This window comes from Actinomyces sp. HMSC065F12 (genome assembly GCF_001814535.1).
Taxonomy (GTDB): Bacteria; Actinomycetota; Actinomycetes; order Actinomycetales; family Actinomycetaceae; genus Pauljensenia; species Pauljensenia radingae_A.
On record NZ_KV817042.1, the window covers coordinates 141,458 to 161,741 of the forward strand.

The following is a 20,284-nucleotide window of genomic DNA, read 5'->3' on the forward strand; positions in this document are numbered from 1 at the left end:
CATTTGGCGCCGGCGCGCGCGTCAGAACCTGTTTTTGGCAGCCCGTGCCGTAGCGTTAATACGTGGAGTACGGTGGAATCATTGTTGTGATGGCAATCGCGATCACGATCGTCGTGATTGTGCCGCACCTTGTTGACCGACGCACGGCGATCACTCAGTCCCGCGAGGCTGACCGATTCTCGCCCAGGATGCGTCTGATTGATGAGGAACCGGCACTGTGCCATCACAGTGGCGATACTTCATCCACCGCCAATTCGCACTGCGGCTCGACACCGTTGTTGGCGCATCAGGCGCTGCAATCCGATGATGCTGCTGGAGCGGATGACTACCACGCGCGCCCGGCGCTGCCGGCCACCCAGCAACCTGCTCACCTTCGTGGTCATCGAGGAGACACCATGGCTGACGAATCGCGATCCGCACGTCGACCCGACGGGACGATCCACGCGCAACGAGACTATGTGCGCACCCGCGAACTGTCGCGCCTGCGTGCACGCCGCGCGGCACGTATTGCCAGTGAGAAGGCAGCAGGTCAGCGCCGAATGATCCTCAGTGGGGTGTGTGCAGCAATCACTGTGCTGATGATGCTGATTGCAGCGCTGACCACGATGTCATGGGCATGGGTTCTGATTCCCGCGGCGGCACTTGCTGCTGGCCTTGGCGTGTCACGCTGGAGCGCCATTCGTTCCCAGCGCGTTGGTGAAGCCGAAGAAAAGCGGATTATGGAGCTGACGCGTGGCACCTCGGCACGCCGCAATTCCGCGCCTTCGCCCGTCGCCTCTGAGACTGTGGAGCATGCTCCTGCGTCTGAAACGGCAACCGACGAGGGGCCGGATGAAGCCCTTGGAGCCGACGCGTCGACCGAAATCCAACGTGTCGACGACGAGGCGCAGGCGTCTCACAGTGTTGATGACGAGGACGCACGACTCGACCAGGCGACCCGCGATGTCGCCCAGACGCAGCGCGCATGGTCCGTCCAGCGCATCCCTGCACCTACCTACGCATCACGCCAGGAGATTACCGGCCGAGTGGTGCACGCCGATACTGATTTGCGAGGCATCCCTCAGGTTCCTTCCGATGTCCGAGGGCGTCCTATCCACGCGAGCTCATCTTCCGGTCAGCAGATGCGTTCGACTGAAGAGGTCGCCGCTCAGGCGGATGTCGCGTTCGATCTGGACGCGGTTCTGGAGTCTCGTCGCGCTCAATAACGGTGCTGCTTCGGCGCTGCATCGCTCATGTTGATGTCGTCCTGGTAGCGCGTCGCGTCCGAGGGAGTTGCCGATTCGGCAGTGCAGCGTGCCCGGCAGAGTCGTTCACCCGGCAAAGCCTGTTGAGTTTGCAGGTCTGAAAATCACGCTCGGCATGCACAACTCCCTGGATCTAAACTTTCCAGCTGCACAATCCCCTAGATCTACGCTTCTTTTTGCACGAAGCCCTAGATCTAAGCCTCCCGTCTGCGTACTGTTTTCTGTTTTCGCTGGTCAGGACGCATGATGGAAATTTCGAGAGTCGTGGTGGGCTTTAGAACTAGGGGTATGTGCACGAAGATCCCGAAGATCTAGGGGAATGTGCGCAGACACCTGCTTGTCTTATACGGACGTATCCATCCTGGCGGTGCATCGCGCCATTCCTGTACAGCGTTACGCTATCCCGTCGCTGCATTGCAGCTAATCAGACCTCCCGCACTAGCGGTCGTACACCATGTGATAGAGGAAATCTATTGAAGTGGTAAGTTGCATTGGTTTGGTCTATACTGAGAGTGTTGTGAGAAACCGTTCGACATGCTCGTCATGTGCGTGAGCGGTTGGCGAAACTCGGATAGGAGAACCATGAACTTGATGAACACCCAGATCCGCCCCTTCAAGGCCACAGCGTTCAAAGAGGACGAATTCGTTGAACTGACCGAACAGGATGTCCTCGGCAAATGGGCCATTTTCTTCTTCTACCCAGCTGACTTTTCCTTCGTGTGCCCGACCGAGCTGGGCGACCTCGCAGACTACTACGACGAGCTGCAGAAACTGGGCGTTGAGGTCTACTCCGTGTCCACCGACACGCACTTCACGCACAAGGCGTGGCACGAAGCATCCGACACAATCGCCAAGATCAAGTACTACATGATCGGTGATCCGTCAGGTGAACTGACCAACAACTTCGAGAACATGCGCGAAGGCGTCGGCCTGGCTGACCGCGCCACCTTCCTCATCGATCCAGACGGCGTTATCCAGTTCTTCGAGGTTTCCTCGGAGGGAATCGGCCGCAACGCAGCTGAACTGATCCGCAAGGTCAAGGCAGCTCAGTATGTCGCCGCGCATCCGGGCGAAGTGTGCCCCGCGAAGTGGGAAGAAGGCGAAGAGACGCTGGCTCCGTCCCTGGACCTCGTCGGTAAGATCTGACCCGCATCACTGAACGTCACGCCATCCCGCACACGTAAGTTCTCGTCGCACGTGAGAACGCGTCGGTGCGGGATTGGCGCATCACGAGGGCGACACCTGCCCTCCCGCGTCCGCAATTTTGTGAAAGGCACGTAACGCCATGCCAGTTTTGAATGACCAGCTTTCCGCCCAACTGTCGCAGCTGCTGACCAAAGTAGTAGCGCCGATTGAACTCGCTGCAAGCCTGGATAACTCCGATCTGTCGGCGCAGGTACGGGAGCTGCTGGAGGAAATAGCTGCCAAGAGTGAGAACATTACCCTCACCGACGAGGCAAACCCTCGCACACCATCCTTCGCCGTTCGCCGCATCGGTACGGATGTCGAGGTGAGGTTCGCGGGACTGCCACTGGGTCACGAATTCTCCTCACTTGTCCTGGCGCTTCTGCAGGTCGGCGGTCACCCCGCCAAGATCTCCGACGAGCAACGCCAGGCCATTCAGCGCATCAAAGGCCCGCGCGAGTTCGTGACCTACATGTCGCTCACGTGCCAAAACTGCCCGGAAGTCGTGCAGGCACTGAACACGATCTCCATCATCAATCCCTCGATTCGCCACACCGCAGTTGAAGGCGGCGCTTTCCAAAGCGAGGTCGAAAACCACGGAATCATGAGTGTGCCCGTCACATTCGAGGGTGACGAGATGTTTTCCTCCGGTCGCACGACACTCGACGACTTCGTTTCCATGCTGGACGAGGGCGGCGCCCAGGCCGCGGTTGACCAGATGAATCAGGAAGAACCCTACGACGTGGTGATTGTCGGCGGAGGGCCGGCCGCCTCGTCAGCTGCCATCTACACCGCTCGCAAGGGTATCCGCACCGCAATGGTGATGGATCACCGCGGTGGCCAGGTGGTGGAAACCGAGAGTATTGAAAACGCCATCTCTCAGGTGCACACAACAGGTTCTCAGCTGGCTGCCGATCTGACTGAACACATCAACCAGTACGACATCGATGTGTATGTGCCGCAGTGGGCGGATCGCCTCGAAATCGCTGCGGTCAGAGCTGACGGCAACTCGCGAGACTATCCGCTGCATACCGTGGTGACACGTTCAGGTGGGCACCTGCGCGCCAGGAGCGTCATCGTGGCCAGCGGTGCGACGTGGCGAACTCTGGGTGTACCCGGCGAAGAGGAATACCGCAATAAGGGCGTGTCCTTCTGCCCGCACTGCGATGGTCCACTGTTCAAGAACAAGGACGTCGTTGTGGTCGGCGGCGGAAACTCCGGTATCGAAGCGGCTATCGACCTGGCCGGCGTCGCGCGCCACGTCACCGTAGTCGAATTCCTGGATCAGCTCAAAGCTGACCGAGTGCTACTGGATGCGATGGACGCCCTCGACAATGTCGATGTCATTGTCGGAGCACGCTCCACTGAAGTGATCGGTGACGGTCAGAAAGTGACTGCCCTGGCATATGAAGATCGTGCAAGCGGCGAGACGCGCTCGGTCGACACGGACGGCATTTTTATCCAGATCGGCCTGGTTCCGAACACGCAGTGGCTCCCCGAAGAGGTGGAACTGAGCGACCGGCGTGAGGTTGTGACAGATCGCGAAGGAAAGACCAACGTGCTCGGGATTTTTGCTGCCGGTGACTGCACAGATGAACCATACAAGCAGATCGTGACCGCATTCGGCTCCGGCGCCACCGCCGCACTGAGTGCGTTCAACTACCTGATTCGCGCCCCGCACCACGACTAGGTCGCGACCAGGCGGCAGCGAAAAATGTGATCACGCTGAGCAGGAACTGAGCCAGGCGATTCGGGCTCGCCATGTTGGTGATGGGGATCCACCGCCTGCTCAGCGGATCACACATCAGGAAGGAGTGCGTCAAGGTGAGGAACGTTCGGGCCCTGGAGTATCTTGTCGCGTTGGATGAGGAGCGGAACTTCACGCGTGCTGCTCAGCGTGCTCACGTTTCGCAGCCGACGCTGTCAGCGCAGGTCAAGAAGCTGGAGGAGGAATTGGGAGCCCAGCTGGTTGAACGCGGAACGCAGCAGGTGCTGATCACCCCGGTTGGCCGTGACGTTGTCTACTATGCGCGTCGCATCCTCACTGACTTGGACCACATTGAGCAGGTCGGTCGCAGCGGATCGAATCCTCTGGCCGCCACCGTCGCCATCGGCGTATTCCCGACGATCGCACCCTACCTTTTGCCACGCGTTGCACCCGCACTTGGGAAAGCGCTGCCAGATCTGACCGCCCATTTCGTCGAGGAAAAATCCCTCGCACTCATGGACGCGCTTGCATCCGGCAGAATTGACGCGGCTGTTCTGGCGGATTCGTCTGCGGAGTCGGGCCTGACCGTGGCGCACCTTTTTGACGAGGATTTCGTGCTGGCAACCTCAAGCACGTCAGCCCTAGGCGAGCAAACCACGCCCGTTGACTTGGGCGATTTGGCCGATCATGAGGTGATTCTGCTTGAAGAAGGACACTGCATGCGTCGCAGCACGGTCAGCATCTGCGAAAAAGTCGGTGCCCGCCAGTCAGCCTTCCGCGCCACGTCGCTCGAGACGCTGCGCTACATGGTCGCAGCCGGGAGCGGAGTGACGCTGCTGCCTCGGCTGGCGACGATCCCTCCGATCGCGCAACCCGACGGTCTGGTTCTTCGCGAGTTCTGCCCGCCGCGCCCCTACCGCTCCATCAACCTGGTATGGCGTCGATCCAGCCCGCTGGACGAGCTCAACGCCACCATTGCTGACCTGATCAGCTCACTGGTCGCACCTGTCTCTCATGCAACGGAGGAGCAGTGACATCGGCCGCTCCCTCGGCGCGAGCGCTTTTTGACGCGCTGTGCAGGCGCATTGACGCCGGTCAGTGGTGGCCGGCCGACACCCGCTTCGAGATCGTGGTGGGTGCTGTCCTGACGCAGAATGTGGCGTGGCGCAATGTGGAGTATTCTCTGGCAAATCTGCGCGAAGCCGGCCTGCTCGAGGCGCAGAAACTGGCGACCACTGCATCTGCCGACCTGCAGCGCCTGATCCGTCCCAGCGGCTTCATGCGCGCCAAGTCCGAAACCCTCATCCGTGCAGCACGCTGGTTCCTCGACGACGCGTCCCACACGCGGTTGCCGACCGACGAACTGCGCGCGAGCCTCATCGACGTGAAGGGGATCGGCCCTGAAACCGCCGACGACATCGTGCTGTACGGCTATGAGCGTCCCGTATTCATCTGGGACCTGTATGCACGCCGGTTCCTGAGCGCCGCCGGGTGGGCCGTGCCTCGCAGCTATGAAGCCGCGCGTCGCACTCTTCAGCCCCTCATTGACGAGGGTGACTTCACGACACCTGAACTGGCCCACTTTCATGGGCTCATTGTTGAAGCAGGCAAGAAGGCTCGATCCTGCGGCGGATGGGAGGCGTTCTATCCCACGCTTGAGGTGTCACAGCGCGGTTGAGGCAGCGCAGGGCATGCGTGCTGGTGCTCGAGCCGACGCGTGAGCCCTGCTGGTCAGTATCCAGGTAGGCCAGTGCCGCCACAATGTGCGCCTGCGTCATGACCTGCAATGTGGGCTGCATGGCGGGCGCAAAGAACGGCGAGTGATGAGCTGCGAGCGGCTCATCGCTCGTGCTGGGATCCACGGTTCCCGTCACATTCCAGTACAGGTACGACGCATCCCAGGCGCCGGGAATGCGGGAGAAGTCCTCCGACGCTGTCACCGGATCGCCATCACCCACAACGCCGTCCTCAAAGAACGCGTCGAACGGTGTTCGGACGCGATCATGCGTGTCGCGGTCGTTGACGGTCAGAGGGAACTGGTCGTAGTACTCAGATTCAGGGGCGCGCGGGCAGCGCATCCATGTGTGCGCGTGCCAGCACGGGTTGCCCGTCACCGTTGGCAACGACGCTCACCACGCCGGTCGGGCCCACTCGGGTGGCATCAAGGCCCAGGGCGGTTACCTCGTCAATGATCGTCTGACTGGCGCGTTCTTCTTCCATCGACACTTCGGGATGGCGGTGAAGGTCAGCACGCAGGTCTTCTTGCCATTTGTGAATATCGGCGTACCGGCCGGCGATGTGCTGAACGTGAGACATATGTCCTCCTCTTTGCAGCTGGTGGCAGCGGCTCACATGCGCGGGACTCGTCGCCCGGATGCCTGCAAAGGCCTCTGAGTGCATTATCTGTCTGATCGCTGAGCGTTCCAACGTATCCGGGGCAGGTGCACGCTCGAGGCGTCGTGAGATTGACACGATGGGTCCCACGTTCTAATATTCACTTTTATTAGTGGCTTTCATAAGGGAGATGGGCGAACGTCCATCGCAATAATGCCCATGAAAGACGTGGCAATGAGGCAGTGAGGACGCAGTATGAGCACTCGGCGTAGTTCAGAGCGCGGAGACCGGCGTGCCCTGGACGTAATCAACGTGCTGCGTCAAGGCGGCGCCACCCATTCCCAGCTCGCTCAAGCCTGCAGCGTGACGCGACCGACCGTGACGCCGATCCTGGAAGGCCTGGCAGCACGCGGAATGATCGTTGAGCAAAGCAGCGTCGTTGACGGTGGCAGGCCGGCACGCGTATTCACTCTGGCGCCCCACGCAGGATTCGCTGTGGGCGTGGATCTGCTTCAACGGACAATGGCCATCAGCGCGATCTCCATGTCCGGCTCCATCATCCAATCGCGTGTAGCTCAGCTGAAGGCGCAAAGCGGGCAGGAACGCTATCGCGAGGTAGAGGCGCTCATCACCCGCTTCATTGAAAAGCTGCGGCCCCAATGGGGACCCGTTCACGCCTGCGTCGTCTCCACCACAGGTGTCATTGATGCCCAGGGCACGATTGTTCGTTCAGACCTGATCCCATCGTGGGCTGGCTTTCCATTTGGTGATACCCTGCGCCGCGATCTGGAATGCCCGGTTCGAATCGAAAATGACATCAACGCTGCGGCAATGGGTGAATTTGTGACTCGCGTCAGCGACGGAAAACTTGCCGCCGATGACGACCTGCTGTTCGTGAACTGCCAGTTGGGCATCCACACGGGGCTGATCCTCAAAGGACAACTCCACCGAGGCTGCTCATTCAATGCCGGTGAAATCACAGACGTGGTGGACGCGCCCCTCGTGGAGGAATCCGTTGCCCGCAATCAGGTCGGCACCCAGGATTCACCGCAGGACAGAGCCTCCCTCGAACGTGCCTACGCCCAATGGGGCGAACGACTGGCCGGCATAATCGGACCGCTGGGGGTGGTGGTCGATCCGCGAACCATCGTCATTGCAGGCCTTCCCGCCAACTCCACGCAAGTCATGGCAGCAATCAAGAGGAAACTTGCCAGTCTGCGCCCTGAATCCGCACCTGATCTTCGAATCGAAGAATCTCCCTACGGCACGGCCTGCGCCTCAATTGGCGCCGTCGCATGGGCACTGCTGGACGCAGATCGCCACCTCTTCGGGGAAGGGTCCTCGCAGCTGCCCACGCTCCATCACCTTCACTCAATTCTGTCAGCTCAACTCAACAGGAGGCATACGACGTTGACGACTCAGCACACATCCAGTTCATCTGCGCCACTGAGAGTCGGCGTTGTGGGGATCGGGGCCCGCGCCCCTCTGGCTCTGGGAGCCGAAAATGCCAGTGTTCCGGCGCAGATCGTCGCAGCATGTGAACCGCATCCGCAGCGCCGCGAACGCGTCGAGAAACAGCTCAAGCGGGACCCGGACTCGATTGCCGTATGCGAAGCAGTCGACGAGCTCATTGAATGCGACGTTGACGTTGCATTTGTGACATCACCAGATGACACCCATGCCGACATCGCGTGTCAACTGCTCAAGGCAGGAATCGACGTGTACGTTGAAAAGCCGCTCGCCATCCACCTTGACGATGCCACACGCATCCTGGAGACGGCATATGAAACTGGATCGAAGCTGTACGTCGGTCACAATATGCGCCACATGAACGTCGTGCGCACCATGCGTGATCTGATCCGCGCGGGGCGAATCGGTGAAGTCAAGACGATCTGGTGCCGACACTTCGTGGGCGCAGGCGGCGACTTCTACTTCAAGGACTGGCACGCCACGCGTGAGCACGGCACGGGGCTGCTGCTGCAGAAAGCCGCACACGACATTGACGTGATGCACTGGCTGGCCGACTCTCACACGACAGACGTCGTCGCAATGGGCGACCTGATGGTATACGACAAGATCACTGACCGCGGCGATCATTCCAACGAGCTCATGCACGACTGGTATTCCCTCGACAATTGGCCGCCCATGACCCAAAAGGGCTTGAACGCCGTTATCGATGTCGAAGACGTGTCCATGATGCTGATGCGAATGGAATCTGGTGTCCTGGCCTCATACGAGCAATGCCACTTCTCGCCCGATTACTGGCGAAACTACACGGTGATCGGCACCGAAGGGCGTCTGGAAAACTTCGGTGACGGCGAGGGCGGGCACATCAGCTTGTGGAATAAGCGCACGATCTATAACCCTGATGGTGACGAGCAGTTCCCCATCATCGGTGATGAGAAGGGGCATGGAGACGCCGACAAGCTGATTGTTGACGAGTTCCTCCGATTCGTTGCCCACGACGCGGTGACCGACACATCGCCTTTGGGAGCATGGTACGCGGTGGCTGCCGGCATCCAGGCAACGAGTTCGTTGCGCGAGGGGAACGAGCCGCGCCACATCCCCGAACTTCCTGAACACCTTGTTGCTTATTTCAATCACAACCAGGTGAAATAACGGCTACTGAACTGAGCCGCGCTATTATCCCAAGATCGTATATAAGTAATACTCACAACTTGTAGCGTGAAGAATCGACTACGTAACCCAAGGGAGGGTGCCGATGTCTCGAGAAGGAGTCGCTTCCGTAGAAGAAGTTACCGCTGCGGAAAAGACACGGCAACGACACAGTCCAAGCGGGCTGGTCTATCTGCTCAAACGCCTGGGATTCTATGTCGTCACTGCTTTTGTGGCAGTCGTCTTGAACTTTGCCATTCCGCGCTTCATGCCCGGCGATCCGGTGGTCACGTTGACCCGCCAGATCGAACAACAAACGGGAACCAAGCTCAGTGCAGAACAGGTTCAGTCGATGTATTCCCTCTACGGTGATCCGCAGAAGAACATCGTGGAACAGTTCCTGACCTACATCTCGGACGTCCTGCACGGCGAATTCGGTATCTCCGTCATGCGATACCCGACCAGCGTGGGAGAACTCATCAGTGGTGCGTTGCCGTGGACCGTCCTGCTGGTAGGTGTGACAACTTTACTCGCCTGGCTCGTGGGAACTGCTCTGGGAGCCATCGTCGGCTGGAACCCGGGATCGCGCCTCGACAACATCCTCACTCCCGCTTCAACGTTGTTCTCATCATTCCCAGCATTCTGGGTATCGATGGTCGTGCTGTGGGTCTTTTCTTTCCAGTTGAACTGGTTCCCTGGTGCAGGTGGATATGACCCCGATGTTCCTTTCGACATCAATAACTTCTACTTCGTTATGAGCGTGCTGCGGTATGGCGCACTGCCCGCATTCACCCTCATCCTGATCGGTTTTGCCGGATGGCTTTTCTCGATGAGAAACATGATGGTGACCACGATTTCGGAAGATTACGTCACGCTGGCAAAAGCAAAGGGATTGCCCGAGCGAACCGTGCTGTTCCGCTACGCGGCGCGTAACGCGCTCCTGCCGAATATTACGAATCTGGCCATGGCAATGGGAGGCATCGTGGGTGGTGTCGTCCTCAGTGAAATCGTCTTCACCTACCCCGGGATCGGTTACCTGCTGCTGCAGTCGATCCTCGCGAAGGATTATCCAGTCATGCAGAACATCTTCCTCATGATTGTTTTTGCCGTCCTGATCGCTAACTTCGTTGCAGATTCCCTGTACGTGGTTCTCGATCCTCGAACGAGGGAGAACTGATGCTCAAGCAATTTCTCTCAAGCCGCAAAGTACAGGTCGGAATTTCTGTCCTGATCTTCTTCCTGATCGTTGCGATTTTCGGTGAACTGTTCATTACCACAGTGATGAACCTGGACCCGGCAGCCGTCGACTACGAAAACATGGGGTCAGCGCCAAGCAGCGAACACCTTCTGGGCACGAACCTTGCCGGACAGGACGTATTTGCGCAGACGGTGAAAGGCGCGCGCGGATCGGTATTCGTCGGTTTGATTTCCGGTCTTCTGGCAACGGTGATCGCTGTCCTGGTCGGAACATGGTCGGGATACTCAGTCGGCCTGATCGACAAGGTGACGATGGCTTTCGTGAACGTGCTGATGACCCTCCCAAGCCTTGCACTGATGTTCATCATCGCCGGCTACATCAACAATGCCGGGATCGTCATGATCGCCCTGATTATCGGCTTCCTGGAGTGGCCCGGTGGTGCGCGAGTCATCCGTTCGCAAACGCTTTCTCTTCGCAACAGAGACTTCACTGCGGCTCTGCGTTCAATCGGAGAAAAGAGGTGGCGAATCGTCATGGTCGAAATCGTGCCTCACCTGGGCGGCATCATTTCGGCAATGTTCCTGCGTGCTCTGGTGGCTGGCATTTTCGCTGAATCCTCCCTCGCATTCTTAGGTATTGGAAATACAAACGGAATGTCCTGGGGTATGCAGATCGGGCAGGCACAACAGCAGGGCGCATTGCTGCGCGGCATGTGGTGGTGGTTCCTGCCACCAGGTATCTGTATCGCCCTGATCGGCTTTGCGACGGCAATGGTGAACTTCGGTCTGGATGAAATCACGAACCCCTCACTGAACGCACGATTGACGAGCATCACCCGCAAGTTCAACAGGAAACGTGACCGAGAGATTCGATCCAGCGATCAGCCCGTGATGTGGAGCGCAGATACAGGGACGGTGACCTCATGACAGAGCCAGTGAAACTGCTGGAAGTTGACAGCCTGTGCGTCGACTATCTTGGTGTTGACGCCGATGCGCGGGCGTGCAACGATGTCAGCTTCACGCTGCATCGAGGCGAGATCTTGGGCGTGGCTGGTGAATCAGCTTCCGGAAAATCGACGCTTCTGACAGCGATAATGAGGTTGCAAAAACCGCCCGCCGTTATCGCATCTGGCGCAATTCGCTACTATTCCCCAGACGGAAAGGTCATCGATCTGGCGCGTGCCAGTGAGGACCAGATCCGCCCCCTGAGGTGGGTTGATCTGTCAATCGTGATGCAGTCGGCGATGGCCTGCCTGAACCCGGTGATGCGTCTGGGCAAACAGTTCGATGACGTGCTGGCAGTCCATAATCCCAGGATGGATAAGAAGGCTCGCCAGGAACGCGCAGTGTCGCTGCTGGAAGATGTTGGCATTGGCCCTGACGCCATGACACGTTACCCGCATGAATTGTCCGGAGGGATGCGGCAGCGCTCACTGATCGCGCTGGCGCTGGCATGCGATCCAGAACTGATCGTGATGGATGAGCCGACCACTGCCGTCGATGTCGTCATGCAGCGCCAGATCCTCGACGAGATTCTGGCACTTCAGGAAAAGCTGGGATTCTCGGTCATTTTCGTGACGCACGACCTGTCGTTGCTCCTCGAGATCGCTGATCGCATCGCAATCATGTATGCCGGCAAGCTCATTGAAATTGCTGATGGCGAGGACCTTGCAGATGACCCGATCCACCCGTATTCGCGTGGTCTGCGGGATGCTTTCCCCTCGTTGACCCAGCCCAAGCGTAAGTTCCACGAGATTCCTGGCACCCCTCCCGACCTGTTGAATCTGCCACCAGGCTGCCCCTTTGCGCCGCGCTGTGAATTCAGAGAAGCGCGGTGCGAGGAAAAACCGCCCGCTCTGATTGAACTTGGCGGTAGGCGCTCAGTGGCCTGCCCCGTCATGGTGGAGAGGAGGAACGACCATGCCCGAAACTGAAGTGGTTCTCGCCGCTGAAGATGTGACCGTCACCTTTGAAGGCAAGGCACAATCAGGTGGACGCAGCACTGTCACTGCCTGCGATCATGTCAGCCTCGAGCTGCACAAGGGTGAAGTGGTCGCCCTCGTCGGTGAATCGGGATCTGGAAAAACGACGCTGGCGCGTGCCCTTGCCCTCCTCGGTGACATCGATTCCGGGCAGATTTTGCTGCACGGCAAGACGGTGAACCTCAGCGGGCCGAACCGCATCAAGCCTATTGAGTACTACGGGCAGGTGCAGATGATCTTCCAGGACCCGTTTGCCTCGCTCAACAAACTGAAGACGGTGCGTCACATCATCGGCAGAGCGTTGAAACTGCATGGTCGCGCCACTAGTCGGCAGGAAGTTGAGCAGCGAACACTGGAACTGCTGGAAACCGTGCATCTGACTCCTGCCTCAGAGTTCATCGACCGGTATCCCAGTTCCATGTCCGGTGGGCAGCGGCAACGCGTCTCCATCGCGCGGTCGTTGGCTGTGGAGCCGTCTGTGCTGCTGGCAGATGAACCCACGTCGATGCTGGACGTGTCGATACGAATCGGTGTGCTGAATCTGCTCGATGAGCTGCGTCATGAACGTGGCGTGTCCATCCTGTACATCACGCACGACATCGCCAGTGCGCGATACCTGTCTGACCGGATGGCCGTGATGTATCACGGGAAGCTGGTTGAAGTGGGCCAGACCGAACAGATTGTGCACGAACCTAAGCACGACTATACGCGGGTTCTGATTGGCGCTGCACCGGATCCGAGCAGGCGAGTCAAGAGAACGAAAAAACGATAAAAGAAATCCAACTACGTACCAGAAAGGTCACACAATGATGAGGAGATGGAGACGAGCACTGGCAGTCGGCCTGTTGTCAGCGGTGACGCTGACCGGCGTCGGGTGCTCCTTCGACAAGGGAGACAGGGCATCATCGAGTGCCTCCGGAGACGCATCGAGCTCCGAGGTCAAGATTGCCGGCTGGGGCGGAACCACCTGGAGTCAGAACTTCAACCTGTTCTCCCCGACAGCAACTGCGGTTACGCCGGGCACAGCGTTCTTCTATGAGCCGTTGGTTCGTCTTGATCGCACCAAGGCCGGCGAGGTTCTTCCCTTCCTTGCTGAATCATGGGAATTCAATGAGGATGGAACAGAACTGACATTCACCCTGCGTGACGATGCGACGTGGAGCGACGGTGAACCATTCACCGCGAAGGATGTGGCGTTCACCTGGCAGCTCGTGATCGACGGAAAGACCAAGGCGTTCTACCCATTCAAGGAAGTCAGCGCTATCGACGACACTCATGTGAAGGTCGTGTACGACGAACCGGCGTTCGCTGACCTGGTTTCATTCGCAAAGCGCCAGATCATTCCGGAGCACGTGTGGAAAGACGAGGATCCGGCTACCTTCACCAACCCTGAGCCGATCGGGACGGGTCCCCTCGTCCTTGATTCCTTCTCGCCTCAGCAGCTGACACTGAAGATGCGCGACGACTACTGGGGTGACACATCCACTGACGTCAAGACCGTGAAGATCATGGCCATGAGTGCTGACGCCGCCAAGGACGCCCTGAAGAAGGGGACAATTGACTACGGCACGGCCGGGTGGGAAAACGCTGATGAAGAATACGTCAGCAAGGACCCCGAGCACTTCAGCTATACCTTCTACCCGGTGGGCACCAGCGACGGAATCGTCTTCAACACGATGAAAGCACCGTACGACGATCCCGCAGTCAGGCGTGCGCTGCGCGATTCGATTGACCTGGAAGCTGCCGCGAAGGCTGTCAACGTTGGATACTCAGTGCCGACGAAGGCTGGTCTTGACCCGAGCGTGTACGGAGATATCCTCGCGAGTGGTCAGGAAGCAAAGCTGGATGTCGAAGCCGCCAAGAAAGATCTGGCTGACGCCGGATGGGAGGTTGTCGACGGCAATCTGGTGAAAGACGGACAGTCCTACACGCTGCAATATGATGTCTACCAGCCCTACACCGAATGGGTGCTGACGGCGCAGATCCTAGCTGACCAGTGGAAGCAGAACCTCGGCCTGACAGTGGGAATCAACCAGCTGGCTGACCAGCCATTTTCTCAGCTGGTCGAATCGGGCGACTACGGCATGATGTCCTCGAGCCCGACGCAGGGTCTGCAGATCACGGACATCGTTACGCACTTTGACTCGGCGCGCGTCGGAACGCCTGGAGAAAAGAACGACGGCAACGAGATGTTCTTCAAGAACGAGCGTCTCGATGAGATCGGCGTCAAGCTTGGAGAATTCCCACCGGGAAGCACGGATGATGAATTCAAGAAGCTGGCTGTCGAAGCACAGGAGATCCTGGCTGAGGAGGCCCCGTTCATCGCCACAGCAACTGCCGGCTGGAAAGCCGAGCTCAACTCGATGAGGTGGACAGGCTGGCCTGTTCAGGGAGAAACTACCTGGGTACCGAATAACACCTTGCCGGCAGACGCTATTCTCAATATTTTGAATCTGAAATCATCATGACGCGATCAACACTGGAAGTGCGGGGCGCGCAGTTCCTGCGCGGCAATGAACCGCATCTCATCATTTCCGGCGCACTGCATTATTTCCGAGTGCACCCGGATTTGTGGGAAGACCGTCTCAAGCGGCTGGCCCTGATGGGCTGCAATACCGTCGAGACATATGTGGCGTGGAACTTTCACGCCCCGGCTTCCGGGGTTGTGTCATTTGAAGGTGGCAGAGACCTCGGCCGCTTCCTCGACATTGCGGCGGAGCTTGGCCTGGACGCGATTGTGCGACCAGGGCCTTACATTTGTGCCGAATGGGAAAACGGCGGCCTGCCGTCGTGGTTGACGCACGACACATCCCTGCGGCTGCGCTGCCGCGATGAGAAGTTCCTAGCGGAAGTGTCCCGCTGGTTCGATCAGCTCATCCCGATTGTGGCGCAGCGCCAATCCAACAGGGGTGGCAACGTCATTGCCGTCCAGGTGGAAAACGAATATGGTTCATGGGGGGATGACGCGCAATACCTCGCGATTATGCGCGATATGGTCACCGATCGTGGGATCGATGAACTCCTGGTGACGAGCGATGGTGGCGCTTCCCTGTGGCTATCTGCCGGAACCGTGGAGGGCGCGTATCCGACCGGTAACTTCGGGTCGCGAGCTGAACAGGTCCTCCCCGTGCTGTCTCAGTGGACAGACGGCGGGCCGGGGATGTGCATGGAGTTCTGGAACGGGTGGTTTGACCATTGGGGAGAACCTCACCACGACAGAGACGCCCAGGACTGTGCGAACGAACTTGATTTCATGCTCTCGCACGGCATGAGTGTCAATTTCTACATGGCGCACGGAGGCACCAACTTTGGCCTGTGGGCCGGTGCGAACCAGGCGGAGGACTACCAGCCGACCACGACCAGCTACGACTACGACGCTCCCATTGCTGAAGACGGAAGGCTCACGGCAAAATTCCACGCCTACCGACAGACGATCGCACGCTACCGGGATCTTCCCGATTACGAGGCAGAACGCGAACGCCTGGGGATCACGGAAAATCCCACAATGCAGCCGTGCCTGGATCTGCAGTTGGAACGCTCCCACAGCCTGCGCACGCTGTCTTTGTGGCACAGTGAAGGTGAAGGCTGGCCGTGGGTTCCCACCTTTGAAGAAGCGGGAATCGACCTGGGATTCCAGCTGCTCAAACGCGAGATCACGGTCTTCCCCTGGTCTGACGGCGCCATTGTGCCGCTTCGGTTCATGGAGCTGCACGACAGGGCCTACGTGTGGGGTAATGGGGTCTTCCTGGGAGTTGCTGATCGCAACAATCCTGACCAGGAAATATCGCTGGAGCCTGCGCTGGGCGATGTTGCGGAGAGGCAATCGCTCGAGGGGGCAACGATTGAGCTGGAAATACTCGTCGAGAACCTGGGACGTGTGAACTTTGGCCCCCACCTGGGCGATCCTAAGGGAGTCGTTCGAGGAATCTGGTATGGGGTGCGTTTCCTGAACAATTGGCAGGTTGTCTCGCTTTCGCCAGAATCGCTCCTTGCCGCATGCGAGGAAGCGAACGGGGCGAATTCTGAGCACAGCGCTTCGGCCGGGTTGCCAGTTCTTGCCTCGGCGGCATTTGACGTCGAGGACGAGGCGGACGCCTACCTGGACGTATCGCAATGCGGTCACGGCATCGCCTGGATTGATGACTTCTGCCTGGGGCGTTTCTGGAATATCGGGCCACAGCACGCACTGTACGTCCCGTCGCCGCTGCTCAAACCCGGCAGACATCGGATCACCGTGCTGGATCTGGAATGTGAGCACCCCTCGGTCTCACTTATCGACCATCCGCTGTTCACCACGGAGGACTAGAAGCACTGGAACCGTTGGTGCGGACACATCTCAGGCCCTGGCTCGGCGCAGCCAGGGCCTGAGTGCATGGAGAGGTGCCCGCGGTGGCTCTACGATGGCAACCATGGCACACCAGATTTCGGCACCTGTTCCTGCAGAGCCTGGCGACAAAGTGGCACTGCTGTCACCTGCGTGGGCGGCACCGGCTTATTTCCCGGAGGTTCACCGCCAGGCGGTCTCGCGCATGGAAGAGCTGCTGAATGTGGAAGTGGTTGAATACCCCACCACGGCGGCAATGAATGCGTCACCAGCTGATCGCGCCAGGGACTTCAATGCCGCACTTGCTGATCCGCAGATCCGCGCCATTTTCACCACCGTGGGCGGCGACGATCAGATCCGGATCACCCGGTTCCTTGACCCTGTTCTGGCCCGACGCGACCCGAAACCGGTGTTCGGATACAGTGACAACACAAATATCCTGAACTGGTTGTGGCGCAACGGAATCGCGTCATATCACGGTGGCGCCTCCATGGTGCATTTCGGAAGTGGCCCTGGTGTGGATAGCGAGCACCTGGCAACGGTGCGTGCAGCGCTTTTTGGTCAGGAAGACCTGCCCTTGCCCATGCCTGAAGACAGTGAGGACTACGGGTGGGACTGGTCGACGCCACAGGCACTGACTGAGCCTGTCCGACGAGAAAGCGCAATTCCCCTCGAGTTTATCGGCCCTGACGCACTTGTACGAGGGCGCACCTGGGGCGGCTGCATGGAAGTGATCGATCAGCTGGCGCTCGCGGACCGTCTGCCGGCGGCGCGTGAACTCGAAGGTGCGATTCTTCTGCTGGAGACATCCGAAATGCTGCCACCGCCGGATTATGTGGGACGCTGGGTGCGCGCGATGGGGGAGCGTGGGTATCTGGACGCCGCCGCAGGTCTGGTGTTCGCCCGTCCTGTGGTGCGTAATCGCGAGATGCCCGACGAGCCGGAAGCTGTGGTCACGGCTCGCCGCGAGGCCTACACCGAGTACCTTCTGTCCAACATCGTTGACTACACGCGCGACCTGCTGGTGTGTATCGGGTTGCCGTTTGGCCATACGCGACCGCAACTTGTCCTGCCCTATGGTGGTGAAATCACGCTTGACCCGTCAGCGGGCGCGGTGATTGCACATTTCGCATCCGTGTGAGTCGCCCTCGTCAAAATGCAGGTTGATGCCGCAGTCGATAGTCAGGGGAGTCACCACGTTAAGTGTTGGATTGGCAGGTTCGCCGGTGATCTGCTGAATGATGTCGCGGAGCTGCTCGGCGCTGTGCACCCCTGAGTTCAGCTGCTGACACAGAAGCCGGGTCTGGACTGCGCGGGCATGCATGAACTCCGTGGCTTCACTTCCGGGTGTGAGTGCCTGGCCAGCAGCCATCATTTTCAGGAATTCTGCTCGATTGATGTGGCTCCTCATCAAATTCCTACACCTGAAGTGATCCCGTATGCCACTGGGGTAACTATTCACAGCTGTTAGAACGAAAGAGGTCGAAAAGGTCTGCCTCGTTTCCGTCAGTTTCGTAGATTTCGATTTTCGGTCAAGGAGACGGAGATTACGGTTTAGAGGTTACCCTCGTTTAGTGGACACCCAAGTAGTACGGATGATGTGTCCGTAAGAGAGGATGTTCATTGTGAGTCAACAACGCAGGAAATAGTTGAAATCACGAGGGTGCTTCGTAAATACTTCCAAAGCGCTATGCCTCGGTTTCAATATGCGACGACGTTGCAGCGGTTGGTTTGTCCAGACCCGCTTTCGAACCGAGGTCAATACCGAGTTTCTCCTCAACCTTCTGCATAGAGTCCTCGCCTCCCTTCTTCGAAGCGAGCTTATACATCATGCCCAAAGTCGCCTTCTGGGAATCATTCAAAGCATCCGTCAGGCCCTCCAGACGATCCGCATACTTCGCAAAAACATCCTTCGGATCACTCGACACCTTCGACACACCACCCACAGCCCCAGGAATCCCAGACACACCACTCGAAGGCTGCTTAGCCTCATCAAGAATTCCCTGCCATTGAGCCTTGCCAGCCTCGTGAAAAGCAATGTAGCGTTGCGCCGCCGCGGATTGCATCCCTTTCTCAGCCACCGAACCGCTCGCACGGCTCGGAGAATACGCAAAAATCAACCGTTGTTCTTCCTTGTAATAGTTGCTGATTGCCAGCCCATTTGTAGTATCCGGACCGAGACACCCTCAACAGGCGTGCCATACGCTTGAAACTTTAATTCGCCTTCTCCTGCCACATTAGTTCGAACTTTTTCGTTCGCGTTGCTTCGCAGCGAAGAAGGGTATCGCTTTTGGCAAAAACTCGTTGTCCATCCTGGCCTCTGCCAACTCACGACGCAGACGAGCATTCTCAGCCCGAAGATCCGCCCCGCTCATCCCATCGCAGGCACCTCGGCACTCCCTCTCATTTTGACCCACTTGCCCAAAAGCCCAGGAGCGACACCAATTTCCCTCGCCACATGAGCAATCGGGCGCTGGGACTCAATCACTAGATACGCGGCCTCGCGCCGGTACTCCGGTGTAACCCCCTTACGTTGCTGACTCACAATGAACATCCTCTCCTACGGACACAACATCCGTACCAATTGGGTGTCCACTAAACCAGTGGTAACACTCACGTAGTGGTGTATCGTCGGTGTTGATAGAAAGGGGTGTAATGAAGCACAAAGCGATTTGGGCCATGTTTGCGGTCTGTGCAGTTTCTCTGGCCGGTTGCGCCGGTGGTGGAGAGGCAGCGCCGGAAGTACCCGACGGCTGGATGACTGACACAGTTGCTGGCAAGGTTGAGTTTGCCTATCCAAAGGATTATGACAATACGGAAGGAGAATTCTTTAACTGGAGCAATATCCACGCTTCAAAAAACCTGTATAACTATGTGGTCGGTAATCAGGATCCTAACGTAACTGAGATTCCACAGGCAGAAGGTACGTTCGTTTCCCAAGCGACCGGGTTTGAGTACAACCTACAGCCAGGTCGGGTGGAAAACATCAAAATGCAGGGACATGACGTGCGTACCCTGGACTTCACGATTAGTGATCAAAACCTGACGAGCCGTGCCTGGTTTATAAAGATTGACGACAATACGGTGGTTTCCATTGCTGCCATGTTCGAAAAAGAGAACCAGGCAAATCTGGATAAAGTCGCTAAATCTATCAAGATCCTTTAGATAGGAAAGTCCATGAATCGGATATCGAAACGACTGAAAAGCGAGGATGGCGCGGTTGCCTCGTTGGGGACGGTGGCTATGCAGATTACGCTGAAAGACACGGTTCCCAATACCGCCGTATCGAAGCTCTCGCAGAAGTAGACGGCCAGCTACGCTCACTGGACCTCAAACGCGAACATATACGCCAAGCCATCCGCCAAGCTGGGGAAGCTATAATGCTCTACGCCTCGGATCTCGCGCATGATTACCAGTAGAAAATAGAAAAAGGATCTAAGAAGTCTGTTCACTATACAAACCTTTTAGCGCCAGCAACACTTTTTAGCGGCTACTCCCAGGCACGCACCCACTAGCTGAAATCAGCCTCAGGCGCATCACCTCGGCGACCCCCGCAGACGCATATAGACAAGCGAGTAAAATCCACAAACCTGCGCTGACAAGCCAAACCGCCCCTCCGCGCAACACAAAAATAGGACGCTCACTTTGTATCAAAATGAAGGGTTACCGGACAATTTGTGTGTCTATTGGTGGC

20 protein-coding genes are annotated in these 20,284 nt (G+C 58.1%); 15 read left to right on the top strand and 5 right to left on the bottom strand.

The genetic code is table 11. The features are described 5' to 3' along the window. The first annotated feature begins 89 nt into the window (after positions 1-89). From HMPREF2975_RS11695 to HMPREF2975_RS11715, 5 genes are all read left to right on the top strand, one after another. On the top strand, positions 90-1,205 hold the full coding sequence (locus HMPREF2975_RS11695) for a hypothetical protein (RefSeq protein ID WP_141757431.1): 1,116 nt from the start codon (positions 90-92) through the stop codon (positions 1,203-1,205). A 621-nt stretch (positions 1,206-1,826) separates the two neighbouring features. Continuing rightward, complete coding sequence (gene ahpC / locus HMPREF2975_RS11700; RefSeq protein ID WP_070728220.1) at positions 1,827-2,390, top strand: alkyl hydroperoxide reductase subunit C; 564 nt, start codon at positions 1,827-1,829, stop codon at positions 2,388-2,390. A gap of 139 nt (positions 2,391-2,529) precedes the next feature. Then, positions 2,530-4,119: an alkyl hydroperoxide reductase subunit F gene (gene ahpF, locus HMPREF2975_RS11705; protein WP_070728223.1), complete on the top strand. Its 1,590-nt coding sequence runs from the start codon at positions 2,530-2,532 to the stop codon at positions 4,117-4,119. A 134-nt stretch (positions 4,120-4,253) separates the two neighbouring features. After that, positions 4,254-5,171, top strand: coding sequence for a LysR substrate-binding domain-containing protein (locus tag HMPREF2975_RS11710; RefSeq protein WP_227469388.1), 918 nt, complete (start codon positions 4,254-4,256; stop codon positions 5,169-5,171). Beyond that, complete coding sequence (locus tag HMPREF2975_RS11715) at positions 5,168-5,815, top strand: endonuclease III domain-containing protein (protein ID WP_070728225.1); 648 nt, start codon at positions 5,168-5,170, stop codon at positions 5,813-5,815. Before HMPREF2975_RS11710 ends, HMPREF2975_RS11715 begins: the two co-directional genes overlap by 4 nt. On the opposite strand, the gene HMPREF2975_RS12360 is transcribed toward HMPREF2975_RS11715, so the two are convergent. Beyond that, a complete protein-coding gene (locus HMPREF2975_RS12360; RefSeq protein ID WP_141757432.1) occupies positions 5,730-6,215 on the bottom strand; it encodes a zinc-binding metallopeptidase family protein in 486 nt (161 codons plus the stop codon). The genes HMPREF2975_RS11715 and HMPREF2975_RS12360 overlap by 86 nt on opposite strands. Further along, positions 6,193-6,453 carry a hypothetical protein gene (locus HMPREF2975_RS11720; protein WP_070728228.1) on the bottom strand — a complete coding sequence of 87 codons (261 nt, stop codon included), beginning with the start codon at positions 6,451-6,453 and terminating at the stop codon, positions 6,193-6,195. Before HMPREF2975_RS11720 ends, HMPREF2975_RS12360 begins: the two co-directional genes overlap by 23 nt. A gap of 273 nt (positions 6,454-6,726) precedes the next feature. Here HMPREF2975_RS11720 and HMPREF2975_RS13020 point away from each other — a divergent pair, with 273 nt between their 5' ends. The 8 genes from HMPREF2975_RS13020 to HMPREF2975_RS11760 all read left to right on the top strand — a co-directional run bounded on the left by HMPREF2975_RS13020 (position 6,727) and on the right by HMPREF2975_RS11760 (position 17,731). Then, a complete protein-coding gene (locus tag HMPREF2975_RS13020) occupies positions 6,727-9,090 on the top strand; it encodes an ROK family protein (protein WP_070728233.1) in 2,364 nt (787 codons plus the stop codon). 103 nt (positions 9,091-9,193) lie between these two features. Further along, on the top strand, positions 9,194-10,264 hold the full coding sequence (locus HMPREF2975_RS11730) for an ABC transporter permease (protein ID WP_141757433.1): 1,071 nt from the start codon (positions 9,194-9,196) through the stop codon (positions 10,262-10,264). After that, a complete protein-coding gene (locus HMPREF2975_RS11735; protein ID WP_070728235.1) occupies positions 10,264-11,211 on the top strand; it encodes an ABC transporter permease in 948 nt (315 codons plus the stop codon). Before HMPREF2975_RS11730 ends, HMPREF2975_RS11735 begins: the two co-directional genes overlap by 1 nt. Further along, a complete protein-coding gene (locus HMPREF2975_RS11740) occupies positions 11,208-12,218 on the top strand; it encodes an ABC transporter ATP-binding protein (RefSeq protein WP_070728238.1) in 1,011 nt (336 codons plus the stop codon). Before HMPREF2975_RS11735 ends, HMPREF2975_RS11740 begins: the two co-directional genes overlap by 4 nt. Continuing rightward, complete coding sequence (locus tag HMPREF2975_RS11745) at positions 12,205-13,038, top strand: ABC transporter ATP-binding protein (protein WP_070728241.1); 834 nt, start codon at positions 12,205-12,207, stop codon at positions 13,036-13,038. The genes HMPREF2975_RS11740 and HMPREF2975_RS11745 overlap by 14 nt, the downstream gene beginning before the upstream one ends. A gap of 34 nt (positions 13,039-13,072) precedes the next feature. Further along, positions 13,073-14,734, top strand: a complete 1,662-nt coding sequence (locus tag HMPREF2975_RS11750; protein WP_083314577.1) for an ABC transporter substrate-binding protein — start codon at positions 13,073-13,075, stop codon at positions 14,732-14,734. Continuing rightward, positions 14,731-16,572, top strand: a complete 1,842-nt coding sequence (locus HMPREF2975_RS11755) for a glycoside hydrolase family 35 protein (protein WP_070728246.1) — start codon at positions 14,731-14,733, stop codon at positions 16,570-16,572. Before HMPREF2975_RS11750 ends, HMPREF2975_RS11755 begins: the two co-directional genes overlap by 4 nt. Positions 16,573-16,675: 103 nt before the next feature. Continuing rightward, the gene (locus tag HMPREF2975_RS11760) at positions 16,676-17,731 is read left to right on the top strand and encodes a S66 family peptidase (RefSeq protein WP_058237972.1); all 1,056 of its coding nucleotides are present in this window, start codon (positions 16,676-16,678) and stop codon (positions 17,729-17,731) included. On the opposite strand, the gene HMPREF2975_RS11765 is transcribed toward HMPREF2975_RS11760, so the two are convergent. From HMPREF2975_RS11765 to HMPREF2975_RS13160, 3 genes are all read right to left on the bottom strand, one after another. After that, on the bottom strand, positions 17,693-18,001 hold the full coding sequence (locus HMPREF2975_RS11765) for a hypothetical protein (protein ID WP_058237808.1): 309 nt from the start codon (positions 17,999-18,001) through the stop codon (positions 17,693-17,695). The genes HMPREF2975_RS11760 and HMPREF2975_RS11765 overlap by 39 nt on opposite strands. A gap of 277 nt (positions 18,002-18,278) precedes the next feature. Beyond that, the gene (locus HMPREF2975_RS11770; RefSeq protein ID WP_141757434.1) at positions 18,279-18,671 is read right to left on the bottom strand and encodes a hypothetical protein; all 393 of its coding nucleotides are present in this window, start codon (positions 18,669-18,671) and stop codon (positions 18,279-18,281) included. Positions 18,672-18,961: 290 nt separating this feature from the next. After that, a complete protein-coding gene (locus tag HMPREF2975_RS13160) occupies positions 18,962-19,144 on the bottom strand; it encodes a transposase (RefSeq protein ID WP_082628667.1) in 183 nt (60 codons plus the stop codon). A gap of 101 nt (positions 19,145-19,245) precedes the next feature. Between HMPREF2975_RS13160 and HMPREF2975_RS11780 the strand changes: the two genes are divergently transcribed. Beyond that, positions 19,246-19,755, top strand: coding sequence for a hypothetical protein (locus HMPREF2975_RS11780; RefSeq protein ID WP_058237810.1), 510 nt, complete (start codon positions 19,246-19,248; stop codon positions 19,753-19,755). A gap of 12 nt (positions 19,756-19,767) precedes the next feature. After that, entirely contained in the window at positions 19,768-19,896 is a 129-nt protein-coding gene (locus tag HMPREF2975_RS12975; RefSeq protein ID WP_257525666.1) for a hypothetical protein, read from the top strand. Positions 19,897-20,284: the final 388 nt, after the last annotated feature.